Annotated in this window: 16 protein-coding genes; 11 read left to right on the top strand and 5 right to left on the bottom strand. The window is 72.5% G+C overall.

Annotated elements, in window-relative coordinates:
- Window positions 1–76 precede the first annotated feature (76 nt).
- From FIV43_RS14245 to FIV43_RS14230, 4 genes are read left to right on the top strand one after another with little or no spacing between them, the layout of a single operon-like run.
- Window positions 77–838 (top strand): (Fe-S)-binding protein, encoded by a 762-nt coding sequence (locus FIV43_RS14245; protein ID WP_141014664.1) that lies wholly within the window; start codon window positions 77–79, stop codon window positions 836–838.
- A complete protein-coding gene (locus tag FIV43_RS14240; RefSeq protein ID WP_141014663.1) occupies window positions 835–2319 on the top strand; it encodes a lactate utilization protein B in 1485 nt (494 codons plus the stop codon). Before FIV43_RS14245 ends, FIV43_RS14240 begins: the two co-directional genes overlap by 4 nt.
- Window positions 2316–2945, top strand: coding sequence for a LutC/YkgG family protein (locus FIV43_RS14235; protein WP_141014662.1), 630 nt, complete (start codon window positions 2316–2318; stop codon window positions 2943–2945). Before FIV43_RS14240 ends, FIV43_RS14235 begins: the two co-directional genes overlap by 4 nt.
- Window positions 2945–3181 (top strand): helix-turn-helix domain-containing protein, encoded by a 237-nt coding sequence (locus tag FIV43_RS14230; protein ID WP_141014661.1) that lies wholly within the window; start codon window positions 2945–2947, stop codon window positions 3179–3181. Before FIV43_RS14235 ends, FIV43_RS14230 begins: the two co-directional genes overlap by 1 nt.
- Here the strand turns inward: FIV43_RS14230 and FIV43_RS14225 are convergent.
- Window positions 3174–4040, bottom strand: a complete 867-nt coding sequence (locus FIV43_RS14225; RefSeq protein WP_141014660.1) for a LysR family transcriptional regulator — start codon at window positions 4038–4040, stop codon at window positions 3174–3176. The two genes, FIV43_RS14230 and FIV43_RS14225, sit on opposite strands and share 8 nt — an antisense overlap.
- Window positions 4041–4120: 80 nt before the next feature.
- Between FIV43_RS14225 and FIV43_RS14220 the strand changes: the two genes are divergently transcribed.
- From FIV43_RS14220 to thpR, 4 genes are all read left to right on the top strand, one after another.
- The gene (locus tag FIV43_RS14220; protein ID WP_196780814.1) at window positions 4121–5395 is read left to right on the top strand and encodes an MFS transporter; all 1275 of its coding nucleotides are present in this window, start codon (window positions 4121–4123) and stop codon (window positions 5393–5395) included.
- A gap of 122 nt (window positions 5396–5517) precedes the next feature.
- Window positions 5518–8634 carry a family 78 glycoside hydrolase catalytic domain gene (locus tag FIV43_RS14215; RefSeq protein ID WP_181407501.1) on the top strand — a complete coding sequence of 1039 codons (3117 nt, stop codon included), beginning with the start codon at window positions 5518–5520 and terminating at the stop codon, window positions 8632–8634.
- Window positions 8592–9425 (top strand): alpha-L-rhamnosidase C-terminal domain-containing protein, encoded by an 834-nt coding sequence (locus FIV43_RS14210; RefSeq protein WP_231123399.1) that lies wholly within the window; start codon window positions 8592–8594, stop codon window positions 9423–9425. Before FIV43_RS14215 ends, FIV43_RS14210 begins: the two co-directional genes overlap by 43 nt.
- Window positions 9426–9497: 72 nt before the next feature.
- Window positions 9498–10073, top strand: coding sequence for an RNA 2',3'-cyclic phosphodiesterase (thpR, locus tag FIV43_RS14205; protein WP_141014657.1), 576 nt, complete (start codon window positions 9498–9500; stop codon window positions 10071–10073).
- A gap of 78 nt (window positions 10074–10151) precedes the next feature.
- Here thpR and pntB read toward each other — a convergent pair whose 3' ends face one another.
- The 4 genes from pntB to FIV43_RS14185 all read right to left on the bottom strand — a co-directional run bounded on the left by pntB (window position 10152) and on the right by FIV43_RS14185 (window position 14662).
- Window positions 10152–11621, bottom strand: a complete 1470-nt coding sequence (gene pntB, locus FIV43_RS14200) for a Re/Si-specific NAD(P)(+) transhydrogenase subunit beta (RefSeq protein ID WP_141014656.1) — start codon at window positions 11619–11621, stop codon at window positions 10152–10154.
- A 5-nt stretch (window positions 11622–11626) separates the two neighbouring features.
- Window positions 11627–13171, bottom strand: a complete 1545-nt coding sequence (locus FIV43_RS14195) for a Re/Si-specific NAD(P)(+) transhydrogenase subunit alpha (protein WP_141014655.1) — start codon at window positions 13169–13171, stop codon at window positions 11627–11629.
- A gap of 182 nt (window positions 13172–13353) precedes the next feature.
- A complete protein-coding gene (upp, locus tag FIV43_RS14190) occupies window positions 13354–13998 on the bottom strand; it encodes a uracil phosphoribosyltransferase (protein WP_141014654.1) in 645 nt (214 codons plus the stop codon).
- A 70-nt stretch (window positions 13999–14068) separates the two neighbouring features.
- A complete protein-coding gene (locus tag FIV43_RS14185; protein ID WP_141014653.1) occupies window positions 14069–14662 on the bottom strand; it encodes a LysE/ArgO family amino acid transporter in 594 nt (197 codons plus the stop codon).
- An 81-nt stretch (window positions 14663–14743) separates the two neighbouring features.
- Here FIV43_RS14185 and FIV43_RS14180 point away from each other — a divergent pair, with 81 nt between their 5' ends.
- Genes FIV43_RS14180 through FIV43_RS14170 form a run of 3 tightly spaced genes read left to right on the top strand, consistent with a single transcriptional unit; the run spans window position 14744 to window position 16673 of the window.
- Window positions 14744–15589 (top strand): ArgP/LysG family DNA-binding transcriptional regulator, encoded by an 846-nt coding sequence (locus FIV43_RS14180; protein ID WP_196780813.1) that lies wholly within the window; start codon window positions 14744–14746, stop codon window positions 15587–15589.
- A 59-nt stretch (window positions 15590–15648) separates the two neighbouring features.
- Window positions 15649–16215: a tRNA adenosine deaminase-associated protein gene (locus FIV43_RS14175; RefSeq protein ID WP_231123398.1), complete on the top strand. Its 567-nt coding sequence runs from the start codon at window positions 15649–15651 to the stop codon at window positions 16213–16215.
- A 23-nt stretch (window positions 16216–16238) separates the two neighbouring features.
- Entirely contained in the window at window positions 16239–16673 is a 435-nt protein-coding gene (locus FIV43_RS14170) for a nucleoside deaminase (protein ID WP_141015958.1), read from the top strand.
- The last annotated feature ends 4 nt before the right edge of the window (window positions 16674–16677 follow it).

The following is a 16677-nucleotide window of genomic DNA, read 5'->3' as shown; positions in this document are numbered from 1 at the left end:
GAGGGACCGGAAACGCCGGCGCCCCGTTCCGGGTGATGATGATGGACAACGAACCGAAGCAGACACAGGAGCCGACATGCGGGTCGCACTGATGGTCACGTGCGTGAACGACGCGATGTTCCCGGGGACGGGCGCGGCCGTGGTCCGCCTGCTGCGGCGGCTGGGCGTCGAGGTCGACTTCCCGCAGGCACAGACCTGCTGCGGGCAGCCGATGGTGAACACCGGCTACCTCGACGAGGCGGTGCCCGCGGTACGGACCTACGTCGACGCCTTCGCCGGGTACGACGCGGTGGTGACCCCGTCCGGCTCCTGCGCCGGCTCCGCGCGGCACCAGCACGCGCTGGTCGCCGCGCGCGGGGCGGAGAACGGGAAGGACCCCGGGCTGCCCGCGGCGGTGGCCGCGGCGCCCCCGACGTACGAGCTCACCGAGTTCCTGGTGGACGTGCTGGGGGTGACCGACGTCGGCGCCTACTTCCCGCACACGGTGACCTACCACCCGACCTGCCACTCGCTGCGGATGCTGGGCGTGGGCGACCGTCCGCGACGGCTGCTGGAGGCCGTGCGTGGCCTGCGCCTGGTCGAGCTCCCGGGCGCGGACCAGTGCTGCGGGTTCGGCGGCACCTTCGCCCTGAAGAACTCCGACACCTCGGTGGCGATGGGCTCGGACAAGGCCCGCCACGTGCGGGAGACCGGCGCCGAGGTGCTGGTCGCCGGCGACAACTCGTGCCTGATGCACATCGGCGGCATGCTGTCGCGGGAACGCTCCGGGGTGCGGGTGATGCACCTGGCCGAGATCCTCGCCAGCACCGAGGGCGCCCGCGAGGGGGTGCCGGCATGAGCGGCACGTTCGTCGGGATGCCGGCCTTCCCCGGCGCGGCCCGCGAGGCGCTCGGCGACACCCAGCTGCGGCACAACCTGGCGCACGCCACCGGGACCATCCGGGGCAAGCGCGCCGCGGTGGTCGACGAGGTCGACAACTGGGAGGACGTCCGGCTCGCCGGCGCCGCCGTCAAGGAGCGGGCGCTGCTCGGCCTCGACGAGCGGCTGGTGCAGCTGGAGGGCGCGCTGATCGCGCGTGGTGCGACCGTGCACTGGGCCCGCGACGCGGCCGAGGCCAACGCGATCGTGGCCGGCGTGGCCAAGGCGCACGCCGTCGACGAGGTGGTGAAGGTCAAGTCGATGGTGACCCAGGAGATCGGCCTCAACGAGGCCCTCGAGGCGGAGGGCATCGCCGCCTGGGAGACCGACCTCGCCGAGCTGATCGTCCAGCTCGGCGGCGACCTGCCCAGCCACATCCTGGTGCCCGCGATCCACCGCAACCGGGCCGAGGTCCGCGAGATCTTCCTCCGGGAGATGGGGAAGGTCGGTCGTCCCGCTCCCGAGAGCCTCACCGACGAGCCGGCGGTGCTGGCCGGCGCCGCGCGCGAGCACCTCCGGGAGAAGTTCCTGCGCGCCAAGGTCGCCGTCTCCGGGGCCAACTTCGCCATCGCCGACTCCGGCACCCTGGTGGTCGTCGAGTCCGAGGGCAACGGCCGGATGTGCCTGACCCTGCCCGAGGTGCTGGTCTCGGTGGTCGGCATCGAGAAGGTGGTCTCCACCTGGGACGAGCTGGACCCGCTGCTGCGGCTGCTGCCGCGCTCGTCGACCGGCGAGCGGATGAACCCCTACACCTCGACCTGGACCGGGGTGACCCCCGGTGACGGGCCGCAGGAGGTGCACGTGGTGCTGCTGGACAACGGCCGCACCCGGGCGTTGGCCGACGAGGTGGGCCGCCAGGCGCTGCGCTGCATCCGCTGCTCGGCCTGCCTCAACGTCTGCCCGGTCTACGAGCGCACCGGCGGCCACGCCTACGGATCGGTCTATCCCGGCCCGATCGGTGCCATCCTCAACCCGCTGCTCAAGGGCACCGGGGTGGACGACCAGGTCGACTCCCTTCCCTACGCCTCGTCGCTGTGCGGCGCCTGCTTCGAGGCATGCCCGGTGCGCATCGACATCCCCGAGGTGCTGGTGCACCTGCGCTCGAAGGTCGTGGACAGCCACCGTGGCGACCGGATCCCGAAGCCGGAGGCGGTCGCGTTCAAGGCGGCCGGCTGGGCCTTCGGCGACGCCAAGCGCCTGGCCGCGGGGGAGCGTGTCTCCGGGATGGCTGGCAAGGTGCTCGGAGGACGCGCCGGCCGCAAGGGAAAGGTGCTCGGCCGGCTCCCCGGCCCGGGGGCGGCATGGACCGACGCCCGAGACCTCCCGGTGCCCCCGGCGGAGTCCTTCCGCGAGTGGTGGAACCGCACCGACGGCGGCCGCGACGAGGGGAGCGCCCGATGAACGCGCGGGAGGAGATCCTGGACCGGGTCCGAGCCGCCCTCGCGGACGCGACCCCGGCGCCGGAGCCGGTCGTCTCCCCGGCCGGAGCCGGGGGCGAGGACCCGCGGGAGGTCGTCCTGGACCGGTTCGCGGAGCGGGTCGCCGACTACCGCGCCCAGGTGGTGCGGTGCGCACCCGGCGAGGTCGCCGCCGCGGTGGCGGCGGCGGTCCCGGACCGAGCGCGCGTCGTGGTACCGGACGGGCTGGCGGCCGAGCTGGTGGCCGGCCTCGCGCCCGAGCAGCTGGTCGCCGACGACGGGCTCACCGCCGACCAGCTGGACCGGGTGGATGCGGTGGTCACCGCGTGCCGGGTCGGCATCGCCGAGACCGGCACCATCGTGCTCGACCACGAGCCCGACCAGGGCCGGCGCGCCCTCTCGCTGGTGCCCGACCGGCACGTCTGCGTGGTCCGCGCCGACCAGGTGGTCCCCGACGTGCCGGACGCGGTCGCGCTGCTGGACCCGCAGCGCCCGCTGACCTGGATCAGCGGACCCAGCGCGACCAGCGACATCGAGCTGAGCCGGGTCGAGGGCGTGCACGGGCCGCGGACGCTGGTGATGGTCCTCGTCGAAGCCGAGGGCGGCTGATGACGATGACGGTGCCCGGTCGCGCGGATCTCGCCGACGACGGCTGGGAGCCCGCGGATGAGGACCTCGCCATCCTCCGGCTGCTCGCCGAGGGCTTCACCACCGACGTGATCGCCGCGCGGGTGGGGCTCTCGGAGCGCACCGTGCGGCGCCGGCTGCGCCAGTGCGCCGACGAGCTCGGGCTCGACTCCTCGATCGAGGTGGTCGTCCACGCCGTACGTCGCGGCGTCATCTGAGATCGACCACGGTGTCGACGAAACGTCGAGCAGGTGCCGGCAGCATGCGGTCCGTGCGCCAGGTCAGGCCGATCGTCCGGCGCGCCAGCGGGCTGCTGATGTCCAGCCCGACCGTGCCGGAGGCGCCGGCGAGCTGAGCGGGCACGATCCCCACGCCGAGCCCTGCGGCCACCAGACCCTCGATGGTGGCCAGGTCGGCGCTCTCGAAGGACACCGGGAGACTGACGCCGGCCTCGGCGAGCATCCGGTTGACGTGGCTGCGGTAGCCGAAGCCGTTCGGCGTGGTGACCAGCTCGTCGCCGGCCAGGTCACGCAGCGAGATGCGGCGTCGTCCGCGTAGCGGGTGTGAGGCCGGGACGATCGCCTGCAGTCGCTCCTCCTGGATCGGAGCCCAGGCGTAGGGTCCGCTCGGGCGCACGGAGGTGATCGCGACCTCGACGCCGCCCTCCTCCAGATCACGCTGGATGTGGTGGGCCGGCTCCTGGGTGAGGACGACGCGGATCGCAGGGGCGACCTCGTGGAACCGACCCAGGACCCGCGGGACCAGCGAGGTCGCCATCGAGTCGAGGAAGGCCAGGCGCACCACGCCGCGCTCGGGATCGAGTCGAGCGTCGAGGTCGACGAGCAACTGCTGGTATCGACCGGCGACCTCCCGGGCGGTGGCCACGACGAGCTCGCCGTCGGGGGTGATCCGGAGGCCGTTCGGCACCCGGGTGAACAGCGTCGTGCCGAGTTCCCCCTCCACCCGCGCAAGGACCCGAGACAGGGTCGGCTGCGGCACCCGCAAGGCGGACGCGGCGTCGGTCACCTGCAGGTGTTCGGCCAGGACCACCAGCCACTCGAGATCGCGGATGCGCATCCCAGTAGCATACCGAAAACGTATGTGAGGTGAGCAGAGCTGCATTGGTGGTATGCAGGTTCAGCGCCGATCCTGGTTCGGTGAGCATCGCTTCCGCACCCGCGTCGACCCGAGCCGAGGAGCCACTTCCGACCGGTCACCTACCGGGCAGCCACGCCTATCGGCGGGTCCTCGCCGCGACGTTCGCCGCCGGCGTGGCGACCTTCGTCCTCCTCTACGACACCCAGGCTCTGTTGCCGGCCCTGCACCGTCAGTACGGCGTCACCCCGTCGGAAGCGACCCTCACCCTGTCGCTGGCGACCGCGGGACTCGCACTCGCGCTGCTCGTCGCCGGCCCGGCCTCGGAGGTGCTCGGCCGCACCGTGATGATCCGGACGGCGGTCTGGGCCGGCGGGGTCGTCGCGGTGCTGACCGCGCTCGCCCCGACCTGGCACCTGCTGCTCGGGGCGCGGTTCCTGCAAGGAGTGGTGATCGCCGGGATGCCGGCGGTGGCCACGGCCTACCTGCGTGAGGAGATGCACGGCTCGGTGCGGGCTCGCGCCGCGGGTCTCTACATCGGCGGCACCGCCGTGGGCGGGATGGCGAGCCGGCTGATCACGGCCCCGGTGGCCGAGGCGCTCGGGTGGCGGGCCGGCCTGGCCGCTGCAGCGGCCCTCGCGCTGGCCTGCGCGGTCGTCGTACAGCTGGCGCTGCCACCCTCGCGCCGCTTCCGGCCGCAGCGGCTGGACCGCCGTCGGCTGGTCGCGATGTCCTCGGCAGCGATGACCGACCGGGGTCTGTGGGCGCTCTACCTGCTGGGTGCCTGTGCGGTCGGGATGCTGGTGGCGGTCTGGAACGCGATCGGCTTCCGGCTCACCGCGGCGCCCTACGGGTTCGGTCTCGGTGCGGCGAGCCTGCTCTACGTGGTCTACGCCGGCGGCACCGTGAGCTCGGCCGCAGCGGGACGCTGGGCGGACCGGTTCGGCGCACGGGCGGTGCTCCCGGCAGGGTGGCTGCTGGCCGCGTCCGGAGTCGTGCTGACCGCAGCAGGGTCCCTCGCTCTGGTGGTGCTCGGCATGGCCCTGCTCACCGCCGGATTCTTCGTGACGCACTCGTTGGCGAGCGGATGGGTGGCGGCCCGGGCGCACGCCGTGGGCGCCAGCGCGAGTCAGGCGGCGGCGTTCTACCTCTGCGCGTACTACGTGGGCTCGTCGGTGTTCGGCAACGTGGGCACCCTGGTGTGGTCGGGCGGCGGCTGGGCCGCGGTGACCGCGCTGGGCCTGGTCCTGCTGGCCGCCTGCGGTGGCCTGAGCTTCTGTCTGCGGCGGACCCCGGAGCCGGTCGATGCCGGTGGCAGGCCGGTCGCCGGCAGCTGAGGGTTGGGGCCCGGGGGACGACCTGGCCGGATCCGGCCAACCTGCGCCGCAACGGTTGCCCCCACGAGTGACCACCGCCACACTCCGTCATGAAACGTTTCATGACTCGGAGTGGAGTTTCCATGCGATCAGATCGACCCGTCTCCCGGCCCCGGCGGGCCGGGCTGGCCGCCCTCGCCGTCACCCTCTCGGCCGGCACCCTGGGTGCACTCGCCCCCGGCGGGGCCCAGGCGGCGCCCGCCGGTGCCGCGCCGGACCAGCCGACCGGCCTCGTCGTCGACGACGTCGCGCACCCGCTCAACACCGACCTCACCCCGCGGTTCGGCTGGCTGCCCCAGGACAGCGACGGCAACGAGATCCAGAGTGCCTACGAGGTGGAGGTCCGTGATGCGTCGGGCGGCGTGGTCTGGGACAGCGGCAAGGTCGGCTCCGGCCAGCAGTCCTACGTCGACTACGCCGGATCCGAGCTCGAGCCCGGCGAGGCCTACGACTGGCGGGTGCGGACCTGGGACCGGACCGACCAGGAGTCCGGGTGGGCGGACGCCAGGTTCGAGACCGGCCTGGGCGACGGCGACTGGGAGGGCGCGGAGTGGATCCGGCGTCCCCCCGGCAACCCTGACCAGAACACCGGGCCGCTGCAGATCGTCGACGGCAAGGGCCGGATCACCGGCAGCAACAGTCAGCCGATCACGATCGCGGCCACGGGAGAGGACTGGACCGACTACGTCTACTCCGTGGACGTCACCGTGGTCAGCAACGCCGCCGCGGTGGTCTTCCGCACACCCGACGATCGCAGCGGTTACATGTGGCAGCTGCACGACGCCGACAACCAGCTGAAGACGCACCGGATGGTCAACGGGAGCTTCCCGACCGACGCTCGCCGTTCGACGCCGCTCGACGTCACCGCGGGGACGACGTACCGGCTGAGCATCCGGGTCGAGGGCCAGACCTTCACCACCAGCATCGACGGGGTCGAGGTCGACTCCTGGACCGACCCGGCAGCCACCGGATCGACCGCCGGGACCATCGGGTTCCGCCAGGCCAGCGGATCCCGCGGGGCCGAGGTCGCCGAGTTCGACAACCTCGAGGTGACCTCGCTGGACGGCAGCGAGACGCTCTTCACCGAGGACTTCTCCGGCGACCTGTCCGCCTGGGCCGCCCCCACGCCGACCCGGGAGGCCGACGAGTACACGCTGGCCCGCACCGAGGTCGCGGTCCCCGACGGCGAGATCGTGCGGGCCCGGAGCTATCTCTCCGCCAGCCACATCGCCGAGCTCTACCTCGACGGCGAGCGCGCCGACCGGATGACCAACTACGGCTACCCGGGCGAGGGCTACTACCAGGCGGCGGACATCACCGACCTGGTCACCGCCGGCGAGGACCTCTCCGTCGGGGCGATGCTGCACTGGTTCAGCTCCGGGCAGGGGCGCGCCGCCGGCGAGCCGGGTCTGCTCGCCCGGATCGTCGTCGAGTACGCCGACGGCTCCGAGTTCGTGGTCAGCACCGACGACACCTGGAAGGTCCGGCGCGGCCCCTACGAGCTGGAGGGCACCCGCAACGGCGAGGGCCTCTACATCGAGCACCTGCGCGGCGACCAGGCGGCCCGGATCGGCGACTGGACATCGCTCGGGTACGACGACAGCGGCTGGTCCGACGCCGTCGTGCTCGGCGCACACCCGGTCGCCCCGTTCACCCACCTCGAGGGCCAGCAGACCCGGCTGACCGAGGAGGTCGTGCACCCCGAGCGGATCCTCACCGCCGACGACGGCACCCCGGTCGCCGACTTCGGTGTGGTGATCCCGGCGCGCCCCGCGGTCCACTTCGAGGACGGTGTGGAGGGCCGCGAGATCGAGCTGCGCGCCAGCTATGGGCTCGCCGCGGACGGCCGGGTCTCCACCGCCGGCACCGACACCCAGGGCACCCGGATGACCTGGCCCTACACCCAGACCGAGGGCGCCCAGGACTTCGAGGCCTTCGGCCACCTGGGTTTCCGGTACCTGGAGATCCCCGGTGCCGGGGAGGAGATCACCGCCGACGACGTCACCGCGACGATCGTGCACACCGAGGTGCCGGAGGGCGGCGCCTCCACCTTCGACAGCTCCGACGACACCCTGGACTCGGTCTACGACCTGATGCAGCGCTCGCTGCTCTACTCGGTCCAGGAGACCTTCGTGGACACCCCGACCCGGGAGCAGGGCCAGTTCCTGCACGACACCGTCAACATCTCCCACGGCCTGATGACCTCCGCCGGTGAGCGGGTGGCCAGCCGACAGGCGATCCGTGAGTTCATGCTCAGCCAGGCTCGCTACTGGCAGACCGGCAACGACGCGGGCCGCTACAACGCCGTCTACCCCAACGGCGACGGCAAGCGCGACATCCCGGACTTCACCGAGGTCGTGCCGAGCTGGATCTGGAACTACTACCTCGACACCGGTGACCGCGCCCTGCTGGAGGAGACCTACGACGAGCTCGTCGCCACGGCCGGCTACGTGCGGCGCCATATCGCCACTGACGGAGCCACCGCCGGTCTGGTCACCCGACTGAGCGGCGGCTCGGGGCAGTACCTGTACGGCATCGTCGACTGGCCGGCGCACGGGCGCTTCGACTACGACATGAACGCCACCGCCCGCACCACCGTCAACGCGTTGGGCGTGGACGTCCTGCGCACCGTGGGCCGGATCGCGGAGGAGCTCGGGAAGCCGGCCGCGGAGGTCGACGCGTTCACCGCGGACGCCGACGCACTGGCGGCGGCGATGAACGCAAAGCTGCGCCGCGAGGACGGCGTCTACATCGACGGCATCGTGGCCGACGGCAGCCAGTCCACCCACGCGGGCCAGCACTCGACCTCCTATGCGATCGCGTTCGGCATCGCCCCGGCCGCGGACGTGCCCGCGCTCGGTGAGCACCTGGCATCGATGGGCATGAAGCAGGGCCCGATGACCGCCCACGTGCTGCTCGAGGCGCTCGCCGACTCCGGGAACCGGGAAGGTCTGCTGCGCCTGCTGACCAACGAGGACGACTTCGGCTGGGCAGGGTGGCTGGCCCAGGGCGGCACCTTCACCCCGAGGCCTGGGAGCTCAGCGGCTCGGCCAACAGCGCGTCCCACGGGTGGGGTTCGGAGGGCATCGTCGAGATCCACGAGTCGGTCCTCGGCATCGAGGTCACCGACCCCGGCGGGGCCGAGGTGCGCATCTCGGTGCCGGACACCGGCCTGGGCGAGGCGTCGGGGTCCCAGCTGACCCAGCGCGGACGGGTCAGCTCGTCCTGGACCCGTGACGGCGACGCGGTCGCGCTGAGCACCACGATCCCGGTGAACGTCTCCGCCGTGGTCGCGCTGCCCGAGGCACCCGAGGGCGTCGCCTACGAGGTGAGCGGGCCCGATGGCGCCGAGGCGGAGGAGCTGGGCACCGAGGCCGGCGTGACGTCGTACCGGATCGGGTCGGGGGAGTGGAGCTTCACCCAGACCGAGGACACCCCGGACCCGGACGCCCCGATCTCGGTCGAGGTGCCGTCCGTCAAGGGCGACGCGGTGGTCGGCGGGCGCCTGCGCGCCGACGACGGCGAGTGGGACCCGGCGGGCGCGACGACCACCGTGCAGTGGCTGCGCGACGGCGCCCCGATCTCCGGGGCCACCTCCTGGACGTACCGCCCGAAGGCCGCCGACGTGCGCGCCCGGCTGAGCGCCGAGGTCACCGCGGAGTACGACGGCACCACGGCGACCGCCTCCTCGGAGCCGACCGGTCGGGTGGTGAAGGCCACGAGCACGGTGCGGGCCAGCGTGAGGCCGGGCAGCGTCCGCGCCGGGCAGCGGGTGACGGTCACCGTGCGAGTCGGCGCCCACGGTGTGCAGCCCACCGGCACGGTGACCGTGCGGTCCGGGAAGGCCAAGCGGATCGTGCGCCTGCGCAACGGCCGGGCCAGTGCCTCGTTCCGGGCGAACGGCAAGGGCTGGAAGGTCGTCCGGGTCGCCTACGCCGGGTCCGACGCCGTCGCCCGCAGCGGCGACCGCGCCCGTTACCGAGTGCGCTGATCCGCGGGCGGCCGGGGTGGGGACGGGCCCACCCCGGCCGCGCGCGCGTCGCGCTCCCGTCATGATGGAGCCATGGGTACCCGCCTGTTCGCCGCCCTGATCCCGCCCGAGGACGCCGTCGAGCACCTCGACGCGTTTCTCGATCCGCGCCGGGACGCCGCCGACTTCCGCTGGACGCTCGCCGACCAGTTCCACGTGACGCTCGCCTTCCTGCCGGACGTGGCCGAGGACCGGGTCGACGACTACATCGACCGGCTGGCCGACGGGCTGGAGCGCACCCCGATCCCGGACCTGCGCCTGGCCGGTCCGGTGGTCTTCCCCGACGCGGCCGCGACGAAGGTGCTGGCGGTCGGAGTGCAGCCGGTCAGCGAGGCGGCCGACGTGGTGGTCGAGCGGATGGCGGGCCGCGCCCGCAACGCGGCCGTCCAGGTCGGCACGGTCGTCGACGGGCAGCGGTTCCGGGCCCACCTCACCGTCGCGCGGCTGCGTCGACCGGCCGACACCACCGACTGGGTGCGGCTGCTGGAGACCTACTCCGGCCCCGACTGGCCGGTCTACGAGGTGGCCGTGGTCGCCTCCCACCTCGGCGAGGGCCCCGGCGGCCGGCCGCGCTACCAGACGCTGGCCGAGATCCCGATCGGCGGCTGAGCGCCGTACCACGAGTTGTGCCGTCGTTCGGTGGCACCAGGAGCCACCGAACGACGGCACAAGCCTCGTTCAGCCGGATCAGCTGAGGTGGTGGACGATCTCCTCGACCTTGTCCTTGGCGTCGCCGAAGAGCATCTGGCTGTTCTCCCGGAAGAAGAGCGGGTTCTGCACGCCGGCGTAGCCCGCGGCCATCGACCGCTTGAACACGATGACGTCCTTGGCGTTCCAGACCTCCAGCACCGGCATCCCGGCGATCGGGGAGGTGGGGTCCTCGGACGCGGCCGGGTTGACCGTGTCGTTGGCGCCGATCACCAGGACGACGTCGGTCTCGCCGAAGTCGTCGTTGATCTCGTCCATCTCCAGCACGATGTCGTAGGGCAGCTTGGCCTCGGCCAGCAGCACGTTCATGTGACCGGGCAGGCGACCCGCGACCGGGTGGATGCCGAACCGTACGTCGACGCCCTTGGCGCGGAGCTTGGCGGTCAGGTCGGCCACCGGGTACTGCGCCTGGGCGACGGCCATCCCGTAGCCCGGGGTGATCACCACGGACGAAGCGCCGGCCAGCAGCTCGGCGGCGGCGTCGGCCTGGATCTCGCGGTGCTCGCCGTAGTCCTTGTCCTCGCCGGGTCCGGCCTCGATGCCGAAGCCGCCGGCGATCACGGAGATGAACGAGCGGTTCATCGCCTTGCACATGATGTAGGACAGGTAGGCACCCGAGGAGCCGACCAGCGCACCGGTGACGATCAGCAGGTCGTTGCCGAGCAGGAAGCCCGACGCGGCCGCGGCCCAACCGGAATAGCTGTTCAGCATCGAGACCACGACCGGCATGTCGCCGCCGCCGATCGAGGCGACCAGGTGCCAGCCGAGCAGCAGGGCGAGCAGGGTGATCGCGCCGAGCAGCAGCGTCGCGCCGGTGGAGGTCTCACCGCCGATGAAGTGGTGGGTGTCCATCGAGACGTAGATCGCGGTCAGGATCGCGAAGAGGACCAGCGAGCCGACGTTGATGTAGTTCTTGCCGGGCAGCATCAGCGGCGCCGACTTCATCTTCGCGGACAGCTTCAGGTTGGCCACGATCGAGCCGGTGAACGTGACCGCACCGATGAAGATGCCGATGGCCACCTCGGCCTCGTGGATGTTGATCAGCGCCTTGATGTCGCCCAGGGCGACCGAGTCACCCTGGGAGAGGTGGGCTCCGCCGATGTGGCCGTTCCAGCCGATCAGCACCGCGGCCAGACCGACGAAGGAGTGCAGCAGCGCGATCAGCTCGGGCATCCCGGTCATCTCGACGATGCGCGCGCGCCACAGGCCGATCACGGCGCCGACCGCGATCGCGGCCAGCATCAGGGTGATCACCAGCGCCCGGTGGTCGACGTACTTGCTGACGTCGATGGTCGCGGCGACCGTGGCGACCAGGGCGACCGCCATGCCGACGATGCCGTAGGTCAGGCCGTTCTTGGCCGACTCGTGCTTGGAGAGCCCGGCGAGGGAGAGGATGAAGAGCAGCGACGCGACGATGTACGCCGCGACGGTGACGGAGTTGATGTCCATGGCGCTCAGGCCCCCTTGCTGAACATGCTGAGCATGCGTCGGGTGACCGCGAAGCCACCGAAGATGTTGATCGAGGCCAGCAGGATGGCGACCGCGGAGAGCGACACGATGAGCAGGTCGTCACTCGCGATCTGCACCAGCGCCCCCACCACGACCACGCCCGAGATCGCGTTCGTCACCGACATGAGGGGCGTGTGCAGCGCGTGCGCCACCTTCCCGATCACGTAGTAGCCGATCACGATCGAGAGCATCAGCACGTTGAAGTGCTGCGGGATGTCACCCGGGGCCGCGGCGTTGACCAGCCAGAACAGCGCGATCGCACCGAGCACCAGGCCGACCTTCGTGCCGGCCGACATCGGCGGCTTGGCCGGCGCGGGCTGCGCGGCCGGGGCAGCGGCGTCCGGCTTGGGCGCGGCGGAGACCTGCACCGCCGGGGGCGGCCACATGCCCTCGCCGTTGTGGACCACGGTGATGCCCCGCTGGACGACGTCGTCGAAGTCCAGCGTCAGCACGCCGTCCTTCTCCGGGGTCAGCAGCTTGAGCAGGTTGACGACGTTGGTGCCGTAGAGCTGGCTGGTCTGCGCCGCCAGACGCCCGGCCAGGTCGGTGTAGCCGAGGATGGTGACCCCGTTGTCGGTCACGGTCCGCTCGTCGGTGACCGTGAGCGCGGCGTTGCCGCCGTTGGCCGCGGCCATGTCGACGATCACCGAGCCGCCGGCCATCGCGGCGATGGTCTCGGCGGTGATCAGCTTCGGCGCCGGGCGCCCCGGGATCAGCGCGGTGGTGATCACGATGTCGGCGGCACGGGCCTCCTCGTCGTACATCGCCGCGGTGGCGGCCTCCTGGGCGGCGGTCATCTCCTTGGCGTAGCCGTCGGAGGAGACCTCCTGCTCCATCTCGACGTGCACGAACTGCGCACCCATCGACTCGACCTGCTCGGCCACCTCGGGCCGTACGTCGAAGGCGCGGACGACCGCGCCCATCGCCGAGGCGGCACCGATCGCGGCCAGGCCGGCGACGCCCGCACCGACCACGAAGACGCGGGCCGGCGGGACCTTGCCCGCGGCCGTCACCTGGCCGGTGAACATCCGGCCGAACTCGTGCGCGGCCTCCACCACGGCGCGGTAGCCGGCGACGTTGGCCATCGAGGAGAGCACGTCCATCGACTGGGCGCGCGAGATCCGCGGCACCGCGTCCATCGCCAGGCCGGTGACACCGGCGGCCCGCAGCTGCTCCAGCAGCTCGGGGCTGCGGGCAGGGGCCATCATCGAGATCACCGTGGACCCCGGACGCATCCGGGCGATCTCCTCGCCGGTGGGGGCGTTGACCTTGACCACGACGTCGGCACCCCACACCTCCTCGGAGGTGCCGACACGGGCTCCGTCGTCACCTGTCTCGGTGTAGGCGTCGTCGAGCTGGTCGGCGGCGACGCCGGCGCCGGACTCGACGACCACGTCGTAGCCGAGCTTGCGCAGTTGGGCGGCTGTCTTCGCGGTCGCCGCGACCAGCGTCTCGCCGGCCTTGGACTCGCGGGGAATGCCGATGAGCACCGTTCCTCCAGGTGATCGGGGGCACAAATCGATCGTCAACGTACACAGCCCCCACGCGCGCGGGTCGGCGTCTCACGGTCAGTGGGATGTGACCTGGGACTCAACGGGCCGGAAGATCGATCCAATCCCCGCTGGTTCGTTCCAAAGCCGGGCGCGCCCCCGCACCCGAGGAGGTACGACGCTCAGCCGCCCGCGATGCCGTAGAGCCGGTCGCCTGCGTCGCCGAGGCCGGGCACGATGTAGCCCTTCTCGTTGAGGCGCTCGTCCATCGCCGCGGTGACGATGGTGATCGGCACGTCGAGGTCGTCGATCTGGGCGGCGAGCTTGTCGCAGCCCTCGGGGGCGGCGAGCAGGCAGACCGCGGTGATGTGGTCGGCGCCGCGGTCGGTGAGGAACCGGATCGCGGCGGCCAGGGTGCCGCCGGTCGCGAGCATCGGGTCGAGCACGTAGCACTGGCGGCCGGAGAGGTCGTCGGGCAGCCGCTCGGCGTAGGTGGAGGCCTCCAGGGTCTCCTCGTTGCGCACCATGCCGAGGAAGCCGACCTCGGCGGTGGGCAGCAGGCGCATCATCCCGTCGAGCATGCCGAGCCCAGCACGCAGGATCGGCACCACCAGCGGCCGCGGCGAGGCCAGCCGGACGCCGGTGGTCTCCGCCACCGGGGTGGTGATCCGGTGCGGCTCGACGCGCACGTCCCGGGTGGCCTCGTAGGCGAGGAGGGTGACCAGCTCGTCGGCCAGGTTGCGGAAGGTCGGCGAGTCGGTGTCCTGGTCGCGCAGGACGGTCAGCTTGTGGGCGACGAGCGGGTGGTCCACGACCTGGGTGCGCATGCACCGAACCCTAGATGATCGCCACGGCGAGCGGCGCGTCGATCGCCCGCGTGCGACCGGGCCGCACGGGTCAGAGCAGCAGGCTCGCGGCGACCGCGAACATCACCAGCGCGATCACCACGTCGAGTACCTGCCAGGCACGCGGCCGGGCGAGCAGCGGGGCCAGCCGGGTGGCCCCGAAGCCGAGCGCGGAGAACCAGACCAGGCTGCCGGCCGCGGCGCCGGCCCCGAACCACCACCGGCCGACGCTGCCGTGGGTCTGCGCGATCGAGCCGAGCAGCACCACGGTGTCCAGGTAGACGTGCGGGTTCAACCAGGTCAGCGCCAGCGTCTGCAGCACCACGGCACGGGCGGTGCCGCGACCGTTGCCGGCGGCCTCCAGCTGCTCGGTCCGCATCGCGCGGCGCAGGCAGGCCACGCCGTACCCGATCAGGAAGGCGGCGCCGAACCAGCGCAGCGCCTCGATCAGCCACCCCGCCCGGTCCACCAGCACGCCGACGCCGGCGACCCCGGCCAGGATCAGGACCAGGTCGGAGAGCGAGCAGACGGCCACCACGGGGAGCACGTGCGACCGGCGGATGCCCTGGCGCAGGACCAGGGCGTTCTGCGCCCCGATCACCACGATCAGGGAGAGGCCGGTGAGCATGCCGACGACGAAGGTCATGGGGTCGATCCTGAGGCGCGGCGGCCGACAAGGCCAGCGAATGTTTCTCAGGATCGTTAAGTGATCCTTAGGATGGGTCGGGTGGAGCCTCAGCCGAACCAGCTCGCCGCCCTGGTCGCGATCGCCGAGCACGGCACCTTCGAGGCCGCGGCCCGCGCGCTGCACGTGACGCCGAGCGCGATCAGCCAGCGCATCCGTGCGCTGGAAGCCCAGGCGGGCCGGGTGCTGGTCACCCGCGGCGCTCCGTGCCGACCCACCGACGCGGCGACCGGGCTGGTCCGCCTCGGACGCCAGCTGCGGCTCCTCTACGACGAGGCCGACCTCGGCGACCACGCGCCGACCGAGGTCAGCGTCGCGGTCAACGCCGACTCGCTGGCCGGGTGGTTCCGCGGCGTGCTCGCCGACGTCGGCGGGTGGGGCGACGTGGCCCTGCGGCTGGCGATCGAGGACCAGGCACACAGCCACGAGCTGCTCCGCGGCGGCGAGGTGATGGGCGCGGTCACCAGCGATCCGACCCCGGTCCAGGGCTGCTCGGTCCGGCCGCTGGGCACGCTGACCTACGTCGCCGCGGCGGCCCCCGCCCTGCTCGCCCGGTACGACGCCGCGCCGGACTGGCGGCGGATGCCGGTGGTCCGCTTCAACGACAAGGACCTGCTGCAGGACCAGGAGCTGGCGGCCCACGGGGTCCCGGCGCCGCCGCTGACCCACCGGGTGCCGTCCAGCGACGACTTCCTCGCCGCGGTGGTCGCCGGGCTGGGGTGGGGGATGCTGCCCGCCCACCAGCTGGTCCCGGCCGAGGAGCGCGGCGAGGTGGTCCGGATCGGCCGGCGGGCGGCGAGGGTCCCGCTGCACTGGCAGCGGTGGCGGCTCGACTCACCGGTCCTCGACCGGCTCACCGCGAGTGTGCTCGCGCACCGGCCCGGGTGAGCGGTCCGGCAGCCGTCCACGTCGCTGCGTCCAGTTGCCCTGCGGAACTGTCTGGCGGGTTGGGGGTCGGCCGTGCCACGCTGGACGCCCACGAGCCGAGCGGTGCGGCGATGGAGGCGGCGATGAACGACCTGGACGAGGTGGACGGGGCTGACGAGGTCGACTTCGCCGTGGCCGCCTACCGCGCGGACGGTGACTGGCAGGTCGCCGAGCTGACCCTCGACCACGCGCAGGACCTGCACACCCTGGTCGCGGCGCTCCGCCGTTTCCCGCTCGAGGAGGGGGCGGTCGGTCTGGTCGCGGTCGACGAGGACTTCTGCCTGATCGTCCGGGTCAGCCAGCACGAGACGCGGCTGATGCTCTCCGACATCACCGCCGCCACGGAGTGGGCACTCGCCGCCGAGGCGGTCGAGCTGCTCGGCCTGCCGCTGCCCGAGGACGACGAGGACGAGCCGGAGCCGGCCGGCGATCTGGACCTGCTGAGCGACCTGGGCATGTCGGCGCTGGACCTCGCGGTCCTGCTCGACGACGACGACGCCTACCCCGACGAGATGCTCTCCGACGTCGCCCGGGTGCTGGGCTTCGGCGACCTCTTCGACGACGCGGTGGGGCTCGCCTCGGCGTGAACGGTGGACGTTGGCGGCCCGCGATGCAGGCCGCGCTGGTGCAGGCGCGCGCCGCCCTGGCGGGCGGGGACGTGCCGATCGGCGCGGTGGTGCTCGACGCCGACGGCACCACGGTGGGCGTGGGGCACAACGTCCGCGAGGCCGAGGGTGACCCGACCGGTCACGCGGAGGTCGTCGCGCTGCGGGCGGCGGCCGCGGCTCTCGGCGAGTGGCGCCTGGCCGGCTGCACCCTGGTGGTCACCCTGGAGCCGTGCACCATGTGCTCCGGTGCCGCCGTGCTGAGCCGGGTCGACCGGGTCGTCTTCGGCGCCTACGACGACAAGGCGGGTGCGGTGGGCAGCCTGTGGGACGTCGTACGGGACCGTCGGCTCAACCATCGGCCCGAGGTGGTCGCCGGGGTGCTCGCCGAGGAGTCGACGGCCCTGCTCGAGGAGTTCTTCGCCCGCCAGCGCCGCTGACCGG

Source organism: Nocardioides sambongensis (genome assembly GCF_006494815.1).
In the GTDB taxonomy this organism is placed as follows: Bacteria; Actinomycetota; Actinomycetes; order Propionibacteriales; family Nocardioidaceae; genus Nocardioides; species Nocardioides sambongensis.
The sequence above is the reverse complement of the archived record's forward strand: the minus strand, read 5'-3'. Positions and strand labels throughout refer to the sequence as shown.

Excerpts from the sequence above, each read along its gene's own strand:
- FIV43_RS14245 (WP_141014664.1), top strand. The coding sequence starts at position 77 with ATGCGGGTCGCACTGATGGTCACGTGCGTGAACGACGCGATGTTCCCG.
- FIV43_RS14240 (WP_141014663.1), top strand. The coding sequence starts at position 835 with ATGAGCGGCACGTTCGTCGGGATGCCGGCCTTCCCCGGCGCGGCCCGC.
- FIV43_RS14235 (WP_141014662.1), top strand. The coding sequence starts at position 2,316 with ATGAACGCGCGGGAGGAGATCCTGGACCGGGTCCGAGCCGCCCTCGCG.
- FIV43_RS14230 (WP_141014661.1), top strand. The coding sequence starts at position 2,945 with ATGACGATGACGGTGCCCGGTCGCGCGGATCTCGCCGACGACGGCTGG.
- FIV43_RS14225 (WP_141014660.1), bottom strand. The coding sequence starts at position 4,040 with ATGCGCATCCGCGATCTCGAGTGGCTGGTGGTCCTGGCCGAACACCTG.
- FIV43_RS14215 (WP_181407501.1), top strand. The coding sequence starts at position 5,518 with ATGCGATCAGATCGACCCGTCTCCCGGCCCCGGCGGGCCGGGCTGGCC.
- thpR (WP_141014657.1), top strand. The coding sequence starts at position 9,498 with ATGGGTACCCGCCTGTTCGCCGCCCTGATCCCGCCCGAGGACGCCGTC.
- pntB (WP_141014656.1), bottom strand. The coding sequence starts at position 11,621 with ATGGACATCAACTCCGTCACCGTCGCGGCGTACATCGTCGCGTCGCTG.
- upp (WP_141014654.1), bottom strand. The coding sequence starts at position 13,998 with ATGCGCACCCAGGTCGTGGACCACCCGCTCGTCGCCCACAAGCTGACC.
- FIV43_RS14185 (WP_141014653.1), bottom strand. The coding sequence starts at position 14,662 with ATGACCTTCGTCGTCGGCATGCTCACCGGCCTCTCCCTGATCGTGGTG.
- FIV43_RS14170 (WP_141015958.1), top strand. The coding sequence starts at position 16,239 with ATGCAGGCCGCGCTGGTGCAGGCGCGCGCCGCCCTGGCGGGCGGGGAC.